The sequence below is a fragment of the Rhizobium sp. 862_C5_N1_2 genome, assembly GCF_051811205.1.
In the GTDB taxonomy this organism is placed as follows: domain Bacteria; phylum Pseudomonadota; class Alphaproteobacteria; order Rhizobiales; family Rhizobiaceae; genus Rhizobium; species Rhizobium leguminosarum.
In genome coordinates this window covers 790521-807497 of record NZ_JBPWPT010000001.1, presented here as the reverse complement: position 1 = coordinate 807497, position 16977 = coordinate 790521, and the positions used below count along the sequence as shown (strand labels likewise).

Sequence of the window (16977 nt, the reverse complement as noted above, 5' to 3'; positions counted from 1 at the left end):
GCCCATCGGCCTGAAAATCTCAAATCCTGTTCGCAATTTAAAGAGTAAGAGCATGATGTCGTCCGAAAACCGCGCACACTTTTCGGCATCATGCTCTAGCCTGCGCAGGAGCACGCCCTTCCGGCTTGCCGTCACCTTCGGCGTCCTCTTCGTCGTCACCTTCATGTTGAGCGGCGCGATCATCTATCACATGCTGCGCCTCGGCCTCGGCCGCGATCTCGACCAGTCGCTGACCGAGATGAATTCGCTTGTCGTCTCGACCTATGAGCCCAACGATACCGAGGATCTGGTCAACACGCTGAACAATTATGCGAGCTTCCAGTCGACCTCCGACGGGCTCTATTCGCTGACCGACCATGCCGGCAAGAAACTCGCCGGCAATTTCGCAGCCCCCCGCATCCCGAACGGCGTCTATACCGTCACCTCCAGGGATGTCGGGCTGAAGGGGCATGAGCGCTACCGGATGCAGGTCTCGACCATCGGCCCCTACAGCCTGGTGGTGGCGGAAAACTTCAACGATGTCGACGAGATGCTGCGGATCGTGCTGGTCAGCTTCGAATGGGCGGCCGCGATCGTCGTGGCGACCGCGATCGGCGGCGGCGTCTTTCTCGCCGTTCGCGCCCAGGCGCGGCTCGACCGGGTCGCCCTCACCATGAACGATGTCTCGCTTGGCCAGCTTCAGGCCCGCATTGCGATCACCGGAAACGGCGACGATCTCGATACGGTGGCGATCCAGATCAACGCGGCACTGGAACGGCTGCAGAGATTGGTCGAGAGCATGCGGCAGGTGAGCGCCGATATCGCCCATGATCTGAAGACGCCTCTGAACAGGCTGCGCCTGACGCTGGATGCCGCGGTGGCGGGAAACGACCAGCAGGCGGATGTTTCGGCTCTGCTTGACGAAGCGAGAAACGAGAGCGACCGGATCAACGCCACTTTCGAGGCGCTGCTGCGCATTTCCCAGATCGAGGCCGGCGCCCGCAAGGAGCGTTTCCAGGCGACCGATATCGACGCCGTGCTTGCCGTCATTTCCGAGGTCTATGCCGATGTCGCGGAAGACGCGCTGATGGCGCTTGATATCGCGGAGCGCTGTCCCGCGCTCATCCGGGGCGACCGTGATCTGTTGACGCAGATGATCGCCAACCTGGTGGAGAACGCGATCAACCACTGCCCGGCCGGAACCGGCATCACGGTTTCGCTCCGTTGCCAGGGCGGCCGCGCCATCCTTTCGGTCGCCGATACCGGCCCCGGCATTCCCGCCGGCGAAAGGGACAAGGTCTTCCGGCGTCTCTACCGGCTCGACAAGAGCCGCACGACGCCGGGAAGCGGGCTTGGGCTCAGCCTCGTCAAGGCGATCGCCGAGCTGCATGCGGCCGAGATCACCATGGCGGACAATCATCCCGGCCTCATCGTTTCGATCGGCTTCCCACTGCTCTCGGCGGGAGGATCCTGAATCGCGTCGCGATCTTTCAACTTTGTTCTGTTGAAAAACCTAACGTCGGGTTCCGGGCAGCCTGGGCCGGCCTCGCACCCTTGCGGATAGGACTCAAGCCAGCGGCGTGATGTTCTGATTGAGACGGAACAGATTGTGCGGATCGAACCGCGTCTTCAGGCACGCAAGCCGCTGGTACTTCTCCGGGCCATACGCATCTAAAGCTACGACCGTCCCGGCATCAGCCTGCTCGTTGACGTAGTTCCCGGCCATCGAGAGCTTCGAAAGCGATTTGCCCGTGATCCGTCCCCAAGCAATGCATCGGTCGTCATCGGCAGCAACGTCCCAGACCGGCTCTGCAATCCAGTAGTAGCTTGCACCTCTTCCCGTATACGCAGTTGCCTCGTCCGGTACATCGGAGACCGCTCCGCCAAGCTGCAACACGTAAATTTCGGAATCTGGCGTTGGCGCATCGGCAATTGCCAGCATGATAGCATCTATTACTTCATCGGTGATTTCCGACCAGAATCCTCCCTTGCAATAATATCGTCGTGACCATGCGAAGTGCTCGTCGTTACGGCTCTGCAGGCTGAGATAGGGCAGCTTGTCGACGCTCCCTATGCCGCCATCGGTAAGCGCCCCGAACGGTGACAGAACCGAGTGAGTGAGGGCAGCATCCCCTGACCAAACCGCTATAACGCTGAGACCCGTGGCTGTCGCGGTGAAGTTGAGCGTAAAGTCGCGCGGCTGGCCATGCGCGCGGTCGCGCAGCGCCTGTAGGGCTTGCCTCATGTTGGCTGCAGGATAGCTCCACTGGCCGACTACGATGGAACCAAGCGGATGCATCCTGAACCTAAATCGGGTGACTACGCCGAAGTTTCCACCGCCGCCGCGGATACCCCAGAAGAGTTCAGGTTCAGACGTTGCGCTTGCCCAAACGACGTCGCCAGCCGCGGTCACGATCTCCGCGCCCAGCAAGCTGTCGATGGTAAGGCCGTATCTCCTGCTGGCCCATCCCATGCCGCCACCCAGGGTCAGACCTGCCACGCCCGTATGCGAAATCACACCTGCCGGTACCACGAAACCTTCGGGAACTGTCGCGCGATCGAGATCGCCAAGTAGTGCCCCGCCGCCGACCTCGATCGTGTGCGTATCCCGATCGATGGCAATGGCAGTTAGGTCCGATAGATCGAGAACAAGTCCCCCATCGCAGGTCGAGAATCCCGGAAGGCTGTGGCCGCCGCCGCGCACCGCAAGCAGGGCGTGAGATGCCGCCGCTGCATGCACGACCTTGCGGACATCATCTACACTTTGCGGGCGGACGATCGCAGCAGGCCGTCGATCGGCGACACCGTTCCATACTTTGCGATAGCGCTCATAATCCCGATGGTCCGCCGTGATGATGGGGCAGCGGTGTCCTACTAAAGAAAGTTCTCTCAGCAGTAAATTGGACATGTCGTGTCCCCCGACGCTCGCACAACTTCTAGCACAGGGTGATCGGCTCCGGAATATCCTTCGATCGAGTAAACGTCAGGTGGCAGTTGCTACCGAACAGCGCAGATTCGCTCCTCGCGCTTTAGGTCTTTGTTTTCCGCATGTCGTTGTCGCAGAACCGCTGCACACTTTTGCGCGACATGCCCTAACCGCCCATCCCGGGGGAGCGGTCCTGACCGCTCAGCCGCCAAGCCGCGAGACGGCGGAAGCGACGAGCAAAACGGCGCACCTCAGCCGCGGTTCGATAGGGCAGGACACTCCACGGCCGGCGGCGGCCCAGCCGATAGGTCGAAAGCCCTGCCTGGATCTGGGAACAGGGATCGGCCCTTTGGCTGACCGGCAGCGGATCGACGAAGCAGGCGCTCAGCCCATCATCGAACTCCAGATCGAAGGCGAGATCATAGGGCAGGCGCATGGGGACAAGCACATCGGCAATCCAGCCTGCCGCCTTGCGATTGATCAGATAGGCGCCGGACCCCTTCTCGCGGGTGAGTGCGATGGCAAGCGAGCGTGACGCGGTCAGCGGCTCCACCTTGTGCTTTTTCCCGGAATTGACGGTCGACAGGCGCAGGATGTCCCAGCGCGCCTGGTGCTCAAGAGCGGCCTCGAGCAGCTCGGCCAGATCGTCATCGAAATCGAGATCGTCTTCCAGAATGAGCGCGAACTCGGCATGGCTTCCGAGGAACCGCTTGGCGCATTCGACGTGGCTGAGATAGCAGCCGATCTCAAAAGGGTTCGGCCGGCGGCCGTGCCGGCTGAGATAGGCTGCTTCGTCGAAGCCCGGATGCGGCAGGCTCAGCCCTGCCCCATCGACCGCCGCCACACGCTCGAAGGCAAGGCCGAAGCTTGCCAGCAGGCGTTCCATTCGAAACCGGCGCAAGGGCGCACGGTCGAGATTGATCAGGTAGGTATTCACCCGCAGGCTGACCGGATGAAGGGCCGGCATAAGGGCGGCAGGTGCGGTGCGCATGTTCATGAGAGAGCTGACCTTCGACTTGGCAATGATGGCGCCAAGCCTGCGCTCCAAACCTCACGGGGACTTCGCTGGAACTATACATTTTCGTAAAGTGCGAGGGTCGAACGACCGAGGCTGCATTTCTTACGGATTGGTATGATCCCGGCAAAGTGCGCGTGAGAATGCCGCGCTACCAGCTCTCGTGCGGCACGCAGTGGACGCCTCCCTTCCCGCGATCGAAACCGACAACCAGCGAGCCTTCGATGACGACAGCGACCCACTGCGTGCCGCCCCGGATGATCCCTGGCTTGAGCAATCGCTCAGCGCCTGCCTCCTCATTGATCAGAGTCGAAGGTGACGTGTTGGAACTCCATCTGTGTCTTCTCAAACCAGCATCGACTGCTGGGCGGAGATACCCGCCGTCGCGCCCTGCGATATTGCCGTGGTGACCGAGGCCATGGCTGGGTTTGCAAGATCGCCGGCAGCGTAGATGCCGGGCGTGCTGGTTTCGCGGCGCTCGTCGACCTTGAGGGCGATGCCGAAGGGCGTATTGACCGTGGCGAGGCCCAGTGAGTCATGCAGGCTTGCAGACGGCTTGTTGCGCGGATGTGCGAACAGGATGTCGACCGCGGCATTGCGGCCGCTCTCGAGATTAACGGTGGTGATATGGCCCCGGTGATGGGCGATTTCGGCGATGCGGCCATCAACGACAGGTATGTTGCGGCGCGCCAGATCGGCCCGGATATCGGGCGAAATGTCGTGACCATCGGCGAAGACCGTCAACGTGTCGGTCCAGTCGTGGTACAGCCTGACATAATTGTGCGACGGCGGGCCGGACCAGACGAGGCCCCAATGCTGGCCGGCGACTTCAAAGCCATCGCAATAGGGGCAGGGCACGATGGATGTGCCCCAGCTTTCGGCAAAACCCGGAACAGCAGGCATCTGGTCGGCAACGCCATAACTCAGGATCAGGCGGCGCGCGCCAAGGCTTTCGCCATCGCCAGTGAGGACCGAGAAATCGTCGATGGTGCCGGAGATGCTGTCGGCCCGGGCATTGACCAGCTTGACCGTGGGATAACGCGCGAGCTGCTGCCGCGCCTCGGCCAGGATGTCCAGCGGTGGCTTGTGATCGTGGCCGAGCAGACCATGCGAGTGGCCGGCGAAGCGATTGCGCGGCAGGCCGGTATCGAGAACGGTGACCTTGCGGCGGGCACGGCCGAGCTGAAGGGCGCCGGCGAGGCCGGCAAAGCTGCCGCCGATGATGATGACGTCATCCATGGTGATGGGCTCCGTGTTGCGGATGGAGGGGGTTGGGTTGGGCCAGGCGCAAAAACTCATTCAGCGATAGGCATTCGATATCGCCAAGCGGCCCAGGGAAACTTGATTTGGAAGACAGGGTAAAATCCATTCTTCGGCTTGCGCATTTCAGATACTACGTAGTATCGTAATGCCAGAATTAAGATACTGTCAAGGATCGTAATTGTCGTGACCGAAAATAGCCAGGCCCGGCGCGGCCGGCCCGCCAACGAGGCGCTTGGCCAAACGATAGTCGACGCCGCGTGCGAACTCTTTGTGGAATTGGGTTTTCAAGCGACGACATTGGACAAGGTCGCCCAGCGAGCGAGGATCTCCAAGCTCAGCATCTATCGGCACTTCGAGAACAAGGAGGCGCTGTTCAGTGCGGCCATCGCGGCCCACTGCCATCAGTTTGCACCACAGGCCCTTGTTGAAGGCGTCGACGGTTCGGCAGAACATCAGCTCATGGCGGTGGGAACATCCCTGCTTCGCACGCTGTTGAGCCCGGAGGTGCGCAGTGTCGAAGCCATGATCATGGCCGACAAGACGAATCAAAAGTCGTTAAGCAAGCTCCATTACGAAGCCGGCCCCGCCTATGTCATCGCCCAAATCGAGGCCCTGTTGCGTCAGTTGCACACGAAGGCGGTTCTGAACGTGCCCGATCCTCTCCAGTCCGCCCGCTTATTTGCCGCGCTTATCAAAGGATCCGATCTCCTGATTATCGCACGCTTCGATGAGGCGAGAGCAGAGGACGATAACGAAATAGAATCCTATTGCCGGTCGGCCGTCGCCATGTTCGTCGCCGCGCACGGTGGCAACAATCACGCGGGCGGATAGCTTGATTAAGAACGGATCAGAACAAGGATATGGCATGACAGAGGAAAATGTTTATCAGGTCGCCGACTGGAAAGGCCAAAGCGGGGAGCGCTGGGTCACTTACCAGGCCCGGCTCGATGCCATGATGGCGGTGTTCGGCCAGGCCGCGATCGAAGCCGCCGCGCCCGCTACAGGCGAACGCGTGCTGGACGTCGGCTGCGGCGCGGGAGCGTCCAGTCTGGATCTGGCCGCCCGCGTCGGCGCGGGGGGCCATGTGCTAGGCGTGGACATATCCGAACCGCTGATCGGCAGAGCGCGCGCGCGAGCGCCGCAGGATACGCCGGTCCTGTTCCAGGTGGCCGACGCCAGCAGCACCGAGTTGCCCGAGGGCGCGTTCGACATCCTGTTCTCGCGCTTCGGAGTGATGTTCTTTGACGATCCTACGGCGGCGTTCGCTCATATGCGGCGTGCGCTCAAGCCGGGCGCGCGGGTCGCTTTCGTCTGCTGGCGCGGCATGGCCGAGAACGATTGGGTTCGCTTGCCGATGGGCGCAATCAAGGGCATCCTCCCGCCGACGGCGCCGCCCGATCCCGAAGTGCCCGGCCCGTTCTCGTTTGGCGACCAGGGGCGGGTAGCGCGCATTCTAACGGCGGCTGGCTTCACCGATGTCGCTATCGCGCCCTTCGATGCCTCTATCCCATTCGGCAAGGGGGAGACGCGGGATGCGGCGCTCGACGACGCGGTGAAGATGACACTCGAAGTCGGCCCGCTGGCGCGCTCTCTCGCTGATCAGCCCGACGATATCCGCGCCCGCGCCTCGGCTGCGGTTCGTGCCGTCTTCGCGGGCTGCCCCGGTGAGCGGTCGGTGATGATCGACGGCGCGGCGTGGATCGTCACCGCGCGCAATCCGGCAAGCTGACAGGGATTAATACGCCAAACGAGAGGTTTGCGATGGGAGCAGCGATTTCATTACGGGCGGATTTTGACGCGGAAGGTCTTCGGCGTCTGGCCCGCAAGAGCAAGCATGCGGCGCAGGCGTGTCGTCTTTTGGCACTTGCCTTGATCTATGGCGGAGGCTCGCGCTCGGATGCAGCGCGTCTTGGCAATGTCACCCTTGAGATCGGGCGTGACTGATCTCGGCCTATTTGCAGGTCGATCGAGCAAGCCTCTGACACAGAGGCGTCTTCGAACAGTCTTCGGAAAGGGAAAAATCTTGGCCGAGAATGATTATGATGCGTTCGCGGCGGCTTATGATGCCGATAACGAGGTCAATGCCTGGAATGCCTATTACGAACGGCCGGCTATACTTGCCCTGGTTGGCAATGTCGCCGGGCTTTCCGTGCTCGATGCGGGATGCGGCGGCGGGGCGCATGCGGCAGCGCTGCTTGAGCGCGGGGCAGTTGTGACCGGGATCGACGCCAGTGCCGGCATGCTTGCCATCGCGCAACGTCGCCTGGAAGGACGGGCGCGGCTGCTATCGGCGGATCTCAACGAAGCATTGCCGTTTACCGACAAAGCTTTCGATCTGATCCTTGCCTCGCTGGTCATGCATTATCTGCCCGACTGGACGAGGCCCCTTGCGGAATTCAACCGGCTGCTGCCCGAAGGCGGTCGCCTGGTTTTTTCCACCCACCATCCCTTCATGGATCACGCCTCGACCGGCCGCGACAATTATTTCGAGACCTACAGTTTCGATGAGACCTGGCAGCGCGGCGGAAAGGATATCGCCATGCGCTTCTGGCATCGGCCGCTGCATGCCATGTTCGACGCGCTGAAGTCGGCCGGATTTCAGATCGATATCGTCAGCGAGCCGCAGCCCGACCCTGAAGCCCGCACGCTTTTTCCGCAGGCCTATCAGAGCCTGACGACCAAGCCGCGGTTCCTGTTCTTCTCGGCTGTGAAAGCATGAGCACGTGGATGAGGAGAGCCTCGCTGTTACGGCCAGGACCGCAGCGTATACGGAATTTCGAAGCCGTGCGGAGTGCCTTTCCATGCCGGATCGTTGCGTAAGGCCCCGGCGACATAAGGTGCGTCAGGCTGCTCTGGGCTTAGCTACGAAAGTGGGCAGCCCCTGCGAGCTGCCCTTCGAAATGCAGGACTGCCTATTGCGCTTGCTTCCTCATGGCTTCGGCAATCTGCGCCTTGACGGCACTCAACCCGAAGCTCGCGCCCGTCTGCATGGGTGGGAATTCGACGGCGGATTTCGCCAATTGTTCTACCCGCTGCTGTACAAGCACGAAGCGCCAGAACTCGAATTTATACCATTCGAAATATTCGAGGGAGCCGGTGTTCCCCCCCTTGTAAAACGCTGTCCGCTCGAACGGGTCCAGACGTAGATTGACGATGGTTGGCGCACCCAATGTCACTGTGTCACCGAGCCAGCCGCCGGGCTGTTCCTTGAAGGTATATTTGTAGTCTTCGACGCGGGCGGCACCGAGAGCACTTTCGGCGAAATACCAGATTTCGTGGCGGTTCGACGGACCCGACCCGGTGATCATGCTCGTTTGGTCATAACCGTCGAGGTACACTTTGTACTTCTGCCCGTTCATTTCCTTTCCGGCCTTAAGTTCCACGGCAATATTGGCATTGCCTGCGGCCGCGGTGAAAGTCGGGAACCAGTCGAGGCCCGAAATCAAGCCGTTGCCGATTGAGCCGGCCGGGACATGTCCAGGCCAGCGGATCATTGCCGGTGCGCGAAAGCCGCCCTCAAAGGTCGTGCCCTTCCCGCCATAGAACGGCGTCTGCCCGCCATCAGGCCAGGTAAAGTTCTCGGTTCCGTTGTCGGTGGTGAACATGACGATGGTGTTGTCGTCTACGCCCATATCCTTGAGCTTTTGCATCGTAGCGCCCACGATGTCATCAAGTTGCGCCATGCCAGCCTCGTGAATGGTCCATCCATTCTCCGAGTTGCGCATATTTTCATACTTCTCCGAGAGATGCGTTACGATGTGCATGCGGGTCGGGTTGAGCCACAGGAAGAACGGCTTTCCCTCCGCCTTGGCCTTTTCGATGAACTTGAAAGAGAGGGACTGGATTTCGTCGTCAACGGTCTTCATGCGCTCAGGATAGAGCGTGCCGGCATCCTCGATCCGTTGTTTGCCCACCTTGCCCCAGCGCGGCATTTCTGTCGGATCATCCACCTCTGTCGCCCAGGAATGGACCATGTTGCGTGGCCCGACGACGTTCAGTTGGTCCTGCGGATAACCAGGGTGCGCGGGGTCTTCCATCGCATCGAGGTGGTAGAGATAACCGAAGAACTCATCGAAACCGTGAACGGTCGGCAGGAACTCGTTCAGGTCACCGAGATGGTTCTTGCCGAATTGCCCAGTGGCATAGCCCATCGACTTGAGCACGGTCGCGAGCGTGGGGGCAGCAGCCGGCAGACCGATCGGAGAACCCGCCTGGCCCACCGTGGTCATGCCCGTGCGGACCGGCAGCTCGCCGGTGATGAAGTTCGCACGCCCTGCCGTGCAACTCGCCTCGGCGTAGTAGTCGGTGAAGAGCATGCCGTCGGCCGCAAGCTTGTCGAGATTTGGCGTGCGGCCCGCCATCATACCGCGATTGTAGGCCCCGATATTCCAGATGCCAACGTCGTCGCCCATGATGACGACGATGTTTGGTTTCGGCGTTTGGTTCTGAGCGATTGCCGGTGCACTTAACGTGACAGCAAATGCCGAAGCCAGTAGTCCGAAACAGAGGTTTTTTGTATAGCTCATAATTACTCCTCCTCCTGATTTTTGCGCGCCCGTTACGGCACCGGTTTGAACGGTGCTACGGTGCGTGCAATGCGGTAGGCTGAAAGTTGTTCGTGGCTATGTATTATGCGCCGAAGGGGCGATCAGTGCCTGCTAGTGCAGGTGGGATCGGCGTCAAGGACGGCTGTGTTTGCCGGCATCGGCAGATTGTCTCGCAAAGAGCTGCGGTAGACAGAGTTCGATCCCGCTTTGAATATCGCACAACTTTAGCTCAGCGACTAGGCGAGTTTCTCAGCTTATGCGAGACAGCCCAGCTGGAATAGGACGTCTGCTTCTGGCGCAATTCGACAGACCCGGCTGCCGCCTGTCGCCCCAAAGCTGCCAAGCGCAATTCAACGGAGATCGGGCTTCCGTCAATCGCGACATCTGGAAAGGTCTTCCGAGGAAGATGGCAATGACAAAGCGTGCTTGTGTTATACAGCGGTTCCCGCAATGGGTAAGGCAACAGACCAGGCGACGGGCGCCGCCCCGTCATTTCGTCTCCTCCCAATGGCTTTGCCAGAGGTCGAGCCTCGGCTTCAGCGGATCGGCTCCGACCGTTGCGCCGTCATTGCCGAAGTCGATGACCCTGTCGGCGAATGGGTCGTGGTGAGGCCATTTTGGCCGTGAGCCGCTATTGGGGTCACCCCTCCTTGCAAATTCGAGCCAGTATTCGCTTGCCAATGTGGCCATGGCCCAGTCGGCAGGTGTCACCTTGTCTTTCACCAGTGCGTTTGGAATGCCCAGCGTATACGGAATTTCGAAGCCGTGCAGGGTGCCTTTCCATGCCGGATCGATGCGGAGAGCCTCGGCGACATAGGAGAAACGATACCACCACGTCGGTTGACCAGCGCGGATCATCTCGTCAGCGAGGTGGCGGGATGGTTCGACAAGCGTCTTGTCGGCCAGAACCTGCTGCTTCAGCTCATCGAGGGTCTGTTGGCCGCTGGGATCGTAGAGGCTGCGGGCTTCGGCTGCATGATTGCCGAAGAGCGCGAAGAGATCGTCTTTCGTCGGGGCCTCACCGATGCCGAGATCACGATCATTTGCCCCGACGATGACCGGAACCGGCGCCTGACGGCCCGCCGCAAAAGCCGCTTCCGGCGTTTCGAGCAAAAACCGTCCGTCAATGATCGCGCCTGAGATGCCGATGACAGGCTTGCCTGTCGACATTCCCACAAGCACCTCTTGTGCCGATGCGCCTTCGGTGAGCTTTTCCGCAGGCAGCGCCCGAAGGGCCGCCAGAGCCTCGGCATCGCTGCCATTGATTCCCAGAGAAGCCGCATAGTCCAACGCGATTTTCTCTGCTTCCTTCAACGATGACAAGGGCGTGCTCTGCGCCCGCGCGGTCGGCAGACCCGGCGACTGTAGAATGGCGCCCCGGAACAGCCCGCGTGACAGTGGCGATATCATGTGCGCCATCACCGAGCCGCCACCGGCCGACTCTCCGAAGATCGTCACTTTCTTCGGATCGCCGCCGAAGACTTCGATATTTTGCTGGACCCATTTCAGGGCGGCCAGCTGATCCATGTAACCATAGTTGCCGACGGGCTCGTCAGGGGATTCCTTCATCAGCGCCGGATGGGCAAAATAACCCAGTCGGCCCATGCGGTAATTCATGCTGACGAACACAACCTTCCGGGCGGCGAGATGGCCACCGGGATACTGAGCGGTGTTTCCATGGGCAAGAGCGCCGCCGTAAATCCAGACCATCACCGGCAGCGGCGTGCGGAGACGCTTGACGGGTGTCCAGACATTGAGGGTCAGACAATCCTCCGACTTCGGCAGGTCGTCGGTCTGCATGCAGGACGGACCGAAAGCGCGGGCATCCCTGGTCCCGCTCCATGGCTTCATCGGTCTGGGATTGCGCCATCGCAGATCACCAACCGGTGGCGCCGCATAGGGTATGCCTTTGAAGCTGAAGACCGTGCCCGACCTCTCACCCTTCAGCATCCCGCCGTCGATGGTAACGGTGTCGTCTGCCGCAGCTGATCGTGGCACGAACGCCATCTGACAGGATGCGACCGCCAAAAAGAGCAGAAACGTGCGACGGCCGTCCACAAACACTGCACTCTCCACCGCTCAGTTGAGTGAGAGCAAAATACTCCGATAGAGCGGCAGCGAAAAGGGTCCATCCGATGTCGCTAAAGTACGCTATTGCTCCACGGCGGCTGTCGGCTCGACCGGCGGGGAGTTTGGCGAAAACGCACCCCCAACCTCCGTCATCCCAGGCCTCGAGCCTGGGATCCATGGCCGCGGCTGATGGCTGGGCCTCGGGTCAGGGCTACGGCAGTTCGCTTTTCGCCAGAAGCAGCCAATCAAACTTCTCTATTTCGGAAACAGGAACGTCGGCGCTACACGGAAACCCCATCCCTCCGGGCCGTGTTCGGATGACTAGACCCAGTAGCGTGCTCCTGCAGCGAAGCTCACTGGTTGCTCGCCGAACTTCAGAACTCTCAAGCCCTATCCCCTCTGGATAATCGAACTTGGCAGCGTCGGGACTACAGTTCCTTGGTCATCGGCGGATGCTTCCACTTGCCCTCCAGCGCTTCCTCCTTCGGCCAATATAGCCGCATGAAAGCGATGAACGGCCCTTTGGGCGCGGGTAACCAGTTCGCCTCCTTGTCCTTGCCGGGCGATTCGTTCTGGACATAGAACGTCAGGCCGCCGTCGGCGTCCTTCACGAACTGCGGCAGCATCGGCGAGTTGAGCAGGTAGCGGTTGATCGGATTGGCAACGAGCAGGCTCTGCGGAAGTTCGTACATCGTCAGCGACCAGAAGGCGTTGACGGGTGGCAGCTGCCCCGGCGCGAAGCGCAGGGCATAGCGGTTGGCACCGTCCAGCTTCTTTCCGTCGGCATCGACGGCATAGACCGGATACATTGCCTCCTGTTTCGAATTGCCCCCGATGCCGAGCACGGCACCAGCCATGCGGTAGAGGTAATTGTTCTTCAGATACTCCCGCGTGCCGAAGACGTCGCCGGAGGTCACTTCTCCCGTGTCGATTTTCTGTTTCTCAAGAGTTGCCAGTTCCTTCCAGGCATCGGCCATGCCTTGTTCGAAGGCAGCCTTCATCTCCGGCGAAAGCTTGTCGAAGTCGATGGTCTTGCCAGCGCCGACGCCGATCTTGGCAAAACGCGCCATCAGTTCGGTTTCCGACGGATCGGTCGGGCAATATTGCAGGATGAAGTTCAGGATGTTGAAAAACTCCGGCGACGTCTTCTCCTCTTTCGGCGTCAACGTCTTGATGAAATCAACAGCAGGCGCGGCTGCTGGCGCTGTTTGGCCGAGAAACGCCGAAAGCGGCTCTGCCTTGTAGCCGGCCTGAACTTTCTTGACGTTGTCGATATCGTCCGGATTGAAAAGCTGCGTGCGGTAGGCGGCCCAGATAAAATCGGTCTCCGAGCGGATCACTTTCTTCACACCCGAGGGCGTCTCACCTTTCCAACCCGGACCGGCGACGAGGAAGCTGCCCCCGTCATTGCCGGTCGCGCGGCTGCCTAGATAGGCGAAGTTGAAGGTGTAGGCGTCGAGCATTTGGACGCTGAAATAGCGATCCTTTTCAATCGGAGGCACGGTGAGCACCATCGGTTCGGTGCGCAGGTCCAGGCCCAGCCATGAATACGGCGTATCCGAGTTGGGCGTTTGGATTGCCGTGTCAGCGGGCGTGTAGACACGGGGAGTATTGACGATCTGGTTCCATGGCCCCTTGTATTCGGGATTTTTGGTATCGACGAAATAGGCGTGCTGGATGCGGTAGCTGTCCACCATCGGGAAGCCGTAGACATAGGCTTCCTTGGCGATGGCGCGGACTTCGGCCGCAGTGGCTTCCGCAGCTTGAGCGGCCCGGGGGCCAAATCCCGCTACGGCCGCGGTAAGAATCAGGCCATTTGTGAACTCGCGTTTTGTTAAATTCATGGCGTTTTCCTCCCGCGCCAATTGGCGCGCTCGAAGCGCGAAAACGCAAGTATGTTACAGTAACCTACGAAGGCCTGTGCGATCGAGCGCCCATTGACGTGAACAGGTTTCACCCCAATACGGTCAGGCCAGCCAGTCGACAACAGGAGTGTAATCGTGAGCGAATCGACCGTAGCAGATGCAACAAACCGCATTTATGAGTCGCTTCAGGCGGACAACGCCGACATCGACGTGCATATCGCGGCCCTCAAGGCAGCGTTGACGCGGGCGGGTTTAAAGGAGGCCGTATTCGACCCCGCTAGGCTCGTGCAGAATAACCGTTCTGGCAGGAAGCGGATGGAGGCCTACTTTCGGCAGCGCGGTGTCATGGTGAAATTCTCAGCCTCGTGAAGCCTTCCTATGAAGGCAGACGGCTGTAATCGCAGATGTCGCAGCATGCCCCCTCGCCCCGCTCCCGCCCGTGTCTCCAGGCCGCTGCTGATGGAGGCCGGCGTGGATCCTCGGGTCAAGCCCGAGGACGACGGAGGGTGGGGTGAGCTCTGCGGCAAGGACAGCGATGGCGGATGGAAGACCATGCGATGGACCTGATCAGCGCCCACGCGGGTGAGCGTCAGGCTTTTGGCGCAGAGTTTCCATAGCGACTAAGGCCGCTTGTCTTTGACACCGAAACCGGATCTTTTTGCCCAGGTGTGAGCGGAGCGGCACACCGCTTACGCATCGGAAGAGCAGAAAGTATTATGTCCGAAGACAACGTCAACGCGCTTTCGTTCGAGTTCGATCGCTCGAATATGTTTGAGCCGCTTTTGCAGGCTGACCCATCGTTTCGTGAAAAGTGGGAGGTATTCCGGGAGGAGTATCGATCTGCTGACGAGTTGCCACTTTACTTGGCACTGTCAGATCTTGCTCGTCATCTGATTCAGGATTTAAAAACCGGCAACACGCATCGGTTTGAAGCGATCTTTGATGTTGTCGAACGCTGGCACATCAACGGCGACCCATATGTGAAAGAAGCGGCTACGGTAGGTCTCCTCGAAGATTTGCAGAATGGACGTTTACATCGCAAAACTCGCCCAGAGGATTTTCTCCCATGGCTGCAACCGGAAACTCTCAAATGGTGGACCAAGGTTCATGAATTTTGGGCCACGGGAAAACCGATAATTTGAGGTCAGGCCAGTGGCTCTGGAGACGAAAGTCTGGAGGGATTGAGAAAGTCATTCTTGACCACTGAGTTAGTCTGAAATTAGCCTCGGAGTATGTTGATGACGCGCGTTCTTCCAGGTCTTCCCGCATACGGACCTCCCGCCCTCTCTTTCCCCAAGCCAAACGCTTTTCGGGAAGGTTTAATCGTGGAGTTCATCAACGCCAAGGGAGAGGCCTGGGTAGCAAATTTTGCGAAATTTAGTCCAGATGGCTTAAGTGCCGTCTATTCAGAATTTGGTCCCCGAGCTGTTTTTGTTGTGGCTGGAGGCGCTGGATACATCGTTGATTCCGATGAGCGCAAACTTACCCGCGAGATTGGGGGTCCCATTGATCAATGCTGGTATCAACCCGAGTTGCACGCGATGGTCTTCTCGAATGGGTTGCGTTTTGAATCTTTCGATGGACACCGAACACTATGGCAGAGTCCTCGCGTGTCCTGGGACGGTATACGAAATATCGATTGCTCGGGAATGATCGTCGTTGGTGAGGCATACGATCCGTTCTCCGATAGCTGGTTACCACTGCAACTGAACCTCAATAATGGGAAAATAGAGGGCGGCTCTTATCCGACTCGAACGCAGGAAGATAACGTCGCAGAGCCGCGACCACCAAAACCCAACGTGTGAATTGAAGTACCAAGACCGTCCTTCACTCGGTCTCTAAGGCGTCTTCTTCGGCGCAACACAGGTCGCAAAAATCGACCTCAAAAGCCAAGACTGACTGTCAGGCATGTCTCCGAACACCTGTCAGCTATGTCTCCGGGCTTTACACTTGAGCCTGGGATCCATGCCCGTTGCTGATGGAGGCCGGCATGGATCCTCGGGGCAAGCCCGACGAAGACGGAGGGTGGGGTGAGCTCTGCGGCAAATACAGCAATGGCAGACGGCATAAGGGCGGCTTAGCTCGACTTTTCTGCCCATTCTGCGGCGAACAGCTCGCTCCAGCGAGACAGAACACCGTAGAAAAGACCAGCGTCCAACCATTCTTCGCTGAGCGTGGCACCGACATCTTAGGGAGAGTCCGTGTTGATGAAGGCGATAAGGCGAACCTTGTTTCCGACGTCCAACTGCAGAACGTAGCTTCCGTCATCAAAGGCCTCATCGCCGTCCGGAGCCCATGTTACTGCGCTTGTATGGATAGCTTCGGTAAATTCCTCACGCGACAGGCCGAAATAGTCAGTTCGTGTGGTTTCCCGAAATATGGCATCAAGATAGGCATCGGCGATCTGGGCTGCGTCAATATCCGCCAAAACAGGAATACAATGTGTTCCCCGTCGTCGCAGACGATCATTCACCTCATGGAACGAGTGACCCAACATCGACGCATCCGGCTCCTGGACGCCAAAGGTTCGTCCCCGGATGTGAAGGACAAAGGAACCCAACGCGCGCTGTGAAATACTGGGAAATGCCTTCGTGATTTCGCTTTCAATGGCAAATGCGGTGCGGTCCCCGACAATCACAGCGTTATCTCCCTATCGCGATCCATGGGCATGTAACGCAAAAAGACAGAACCCACCAACGCTGTCTGAATTCATCACCCACCCCGCGCGCCCCGCAACGCCGTCAGCCCTCTCCGCAGCCACAGCAGCTGCTGCGGCGGCATCTGGCGCAGATGGTCGTAATCCATCACCGTGACGTTATAGACCGTGCTCCTGACCTGCGGTCCATCCGGGCAGCGCAGCAGGATGCCCTGCAGGGCCATCATGCGGTTGCTGGCCTTGCGGGCGCGGTCGGCGAGGCTGTCGGTGACCTCGCCTTCGTGGCCTTTGACTGAGAACAGCGATTGCGCCCTCGGGCTCGGGGCCGGGATGCCGGTGGTCTTGTGGTAGCGGGCGATTGCCTCGGCGTAATCGTCGCCGGCCTGGCGCTGCTCTGAAGTGATCAGGCCGTCGAGGAACATGCGGCCGAGGGTGTAGCCGGCAAACGGGCTCTTGACCGTCTCGTCGGCGACCGTCCTGCCGAAACCGTGGATGCGGCGGCGGGCTGATATCGCCACGCTGATATTCTCCTTCTCGGTTTCGAAGGGCTTGATCTTGCCGCAGGGAAAACGCTCGACATTTTCCTTGCGCGGCCGGCCGGCGCCCTTGTTGACCCGCCCTGTCTTCACCTTGGTGGCTTTGCCGCCCATGCTGAT

The 16977-nt window shown here is 59.7% G+C and carries 16 protein-coding genes and 1 pseudogene; 9 read left to right on the top strand and 8 right to left on the bottom strand.

Features of this window, described 5'->3' with window-relative positions; all coding sequences use genetic code 11:
• The first annotated feature begins 52 nt into the window (after positions 1 to 52).
• Positions 53 to 1453, top strand: coding sequence for a sensor histidine kinase (locus ACD590_RS03980; protein WP_113543811.1), 1401 nt, complete (start codon positions 53 to 55; stop codon positions 1451 to 1453).
• A gap of 93 nt (positions 1454 to 1546) precedes the next feature.
• Here the strand turns inward: ACD590_RS03980 and ACD590_RS03975 are convergent, their stop codons facing one another.
• The 3 genes from ACD590_RS03975 to ACD590_RS03965 form a co-directional block, all read right to left on the bottom strand.
• Positions 1547 to 2887, bottom strand: a complete 1341-nt coding sequence (locus tag ACD590_RS03975) for an FAD-binding oxidoreductase (RefSeq protein WP_439002194.1) — start codon at positions 2885 to 2887, stop codon at positions 1547 to 1549.
• 184 nt (positions 2888 to 3071) lie between these two features.
• Positions 3072 to 3902 carry a glycosyltransferase family 25 protein gene (locus tag ACD590_RS03970; protein ID WP_112906737.1) on the bottom strand — a complete coding sequence of 277 codons (831 nt, stop codon included), beginning with the start codon at positions 3900 to 3902 and terminating at the stop codon, positions 3072 to 3074.
• Positions 3903 to 4265: 363 nt separating this feature from the next.
• Positions 4266 to 5159 carry an NAD(P)/FAD-dependent oxidoreductase gene (locus tag ACD590_RS03965; RefSeq protein WP_210067063.1) on the bottom strand — a complete coding sequence of 298 codons (894 nt, stop codon included), beginning with the start codon at positions 5157 to 5159 and terminating at the stop codon, positions 4266 to 4268.
• Positions 5160 to 5366: 207 nt separating this feature from the next.
• On the opposite strand from ACD590_RS03965, the gene ACD590_RS03960 reads away from it, so the two are divergent.
• The 4 genes and pseudogenes from ACD590_RS03960 to ACD590_RS03945 all read left to right on the top strand — a co-directional run bounded on the left by ACD590_RS03960 (position 5367) and on the right by ACD590_RS03945 (position 7902).
• Entirely contained in the window at positions 5367 to 6014 is a 648-nt protein-coding gene (locus tag ACD590_RS03960; protein WP_018449601.1) for a TetR/AcrR family transcriptional regulator, read from the top strand.
• A gap of 34 nt (positions 6015 to 6048) precedes the next feature.
• Positions 6049 to 6912, top strand: a complete 864-nt coding sequence (locus ACD590_RS03955) for a class I SAM-dependent methyltransferase (RefSeq protein WP_439002193.1) — start codon at positions 6049 to 6051, stop codon at positions 6910 to 6912.
• 32 nt (positions 6913 to 6944) lie between these two features.
• Positions 6945 to 7124: pseudogene (locus tag ACD590_RS03950) on the top strand (IS630 family transposase); the annotation flags it as partial.
• Positions 7125 to 7206: 82 nt separating this feature from the next.
• Positions 7207 to 7902, top strand: a complete 696-nt coding sequence (locus tag ACD590_RS03945) for a class I SAM-dependent methyltransferase (protein ID WP_439002192.1) — start codon at positions 7207 to 7209, stop codon at positions 7900 to 7902.
• 193 nt (positions 7903 to 8095) lie between these two features.
• On the opposite strand, the gene ACD590_RS03940 is transcribed toward ACD590_RS03945, so the two are convergent.
• The 3 genes from ACD590_RS03940 to ACD590_RS03930 form a co-directional block, all read right to left on the bottom strand.
• Positions 8096 to 9709 (bottom strand): arylsulfatase, encoded by a 1614-nt coding sequence (locus tag ACD590_RS03940; RefSeq protein ID WP_047619303.1) that lies wholly within the window; start codon positions 9707 to 9709, stop codon positions 8096 to 8098.
• A gap of 510 nt (positions 9710 to 10219) precedes the next feature.
• Positions 10220 to 11794 carry a carboxylesterase/lipase family protein gene (locus ACD590_RS03935; RefSeq protein ID WP_439020846.1) on the bottom strand — a complete coding sequence of 525 codons (1575 nt, stop codon included), beginning with the start codon at positions 11792 to 11794 and terminating at the stop codon, positions 10220 to 10222.
• A 434-nt stretch (positions 11795 to 12228) separates the two neighbouring features.
• The gene (locus tag ACD590_RS03930) at positions 12229 to 13644 is read right to left on the bottom strand and encodes a DUF1254 domain-containing protein (RefSeq protein WP_439002190.1); all 1416 of its coding nucleotides are present in this window, start codon (positions 13642 to 13644) and stop codon (positions 12229 to 12231) included.
• Positions 13645 to 13797: 153 nt separating this feature from the next.
• On the opposite strand from ACD590_RS03930, the gene ACD590_RS03925 reads away from it, so the two are divergent.
• From ACD590_RS03925 to ACD590_RS03910, 4 genes are all read left to right on the top strand, one after another.
• On the top strand, positions 13798 to 14034 hold the full coding sequence (locus ACD590_RS03925; protein WP_026188297.1) for a hypothetical protein: 237 nt from the start codon (positions 13798 to 13800) through the stop codon (positions 14032 to 14034).
• 45 nt (positions 14035 to 14079) lie between these two features.
• The gene (locus ACD590_RS03920; RefSeq protein ID WP_439002189.1) at positions 14080 to 14232 is read left to right on the top strand and encodes a hypothetical protein; all 153 of its coding nucleotides are present in this window, start codon (positions 14080 to 14082) and stop codon (positions 14230 to 14232) included.
• A 149-nt stretch (positions 14233 to 14381) separates the two neighbouring features.
• Complete coding sequence (locus ACD590_RS03915) at positions 14382 to 14807, top strand: DUF7674 family protein (RefSeq protein ID WP_439002188.1); 426 nt, start codon at positions 14382 to 14384, stop codon at positions 14805 to 14807.
• A 96-nt stretch (positions 14808 to 14903) separates the two neighbouring features.
• On the top strand, positions 14904 to 15470 hold the full coding sequence (locus ACD590_RS03910; RefSeq protein ID WP_130768838.1) for a hypothetical protein: 567 nt from the start codon (positions 14904 to 14906) through the stop codon (positions 15468 to 15470).
• Between the two features lie 383 nt (positions 15471 to 15853).
• On the opposite strand, the gene ACD590_RS03905 is transcribed toward ACD590_RS03910, so the two are convergent.
• Both ACD590_RS03905 and ACD590_RS03900 read right to left on the bottom strand, forming a co-directional pair.
• The gene (locus tag ACD590_RS03905) at positions 15854 to 16303 is read right to left on the bottom strand and encodes an Imm42 family immunity protein (protein WP_439002187.1); all 450 of its coding nucleotides are present in this window, start codon (positions 16301 to 16303) and stop codon (positions 15854 to 15856) included.
• 74 nt (positions 16304 to 16377) lie between these two features.
• Complete coding sequence (locus ACD590_RS03900) at positions 16378 to 16971, bottom strand: hypothetical protein (RefSeq protein ID WP_439002186.1); 594 nt, start codon at positions 16969 to 16971, stop codon at positions 16378 to 16380.
• Positions 16972 to 16977: the final 6 nt, after the last annotated feature.

Coding starts and splice junctions, on each gene's coding strand:
- ACD590_RS03980 (WP_113543811.1), top strand. CDS start 53: ATGATGTCGTCCGAAAACCGCGCACACTTTTCGGCATCATGCTCTAGC.
- ACD590_RS03975 (WP_439002194.1), bottom strand. CDS start 2,887: ATGTCCAATTTACTGCTGAGAGAACTTTCTTTAGTAGGACACCGCTGC.
- ACD590_RS03970 (WP_112906737.1), bottom strand. CDS start 3,902: ATGAACATGCGCACCGCACCTGCCGCCCTTATGCCGGCCCTTCATCCG.
- ACD590_RS03965 (WP_210067063.1), bottom strand. CDS start 5,159: ATGGATGACGTCATCATCATCGGCGGCAGCTTTGCCGGCCTCGCCGGC.
- ACD590_RS03955 (WP_439002193.1), top strand. CDS start 6,049: ATGACAGAGGAAAATGTTTATCAGGTCGCCGACTGGAAAGGCCAAAGC.
- ACD590_RS03940 (WP_047619303.1), bottom strand. CDS start 9,709: ATGAGCTATACAAAAAACCTCTGTTTCGGACTACTGGCTTCGGCATTT.
- ACD590_RS03930 (WP_439002190.1), bottom strand. CDS start 13,644: ATGAATTTAACAAAACGCGAGTTCACAAATGGCCTGATTCTTACCGCG.
- ACD590_RS03920 (WP_439002189.1), top strand. CDS start 14,080: ATGCCCCCTCGCCCCGCTCCCGCCCGTGTCTCCAGGCCGCTGCTGATG.
- ACD590_RS03915 (WP_439002188.1), top strand. CDS start 14,382: ATGTCCGAAGACAACGTCAACGCGCTTTCGTTCGAGTTCGATCGCTCG.
- ACD590_RS03910 (WP_130768838.1), top strand. CDS start 14,904: ATGACGCGCGTTCTTCCAGGTCTTCCCGCATACGGACCTCCCGCCCTC.
- ACD590_RS03900 (WP_439002186.1), bottom strand. CDS start 16,971: ATGGGCGGCAAAGCCACCAAGGTGAAGACAGGGCGGGTCAACAAGGGC.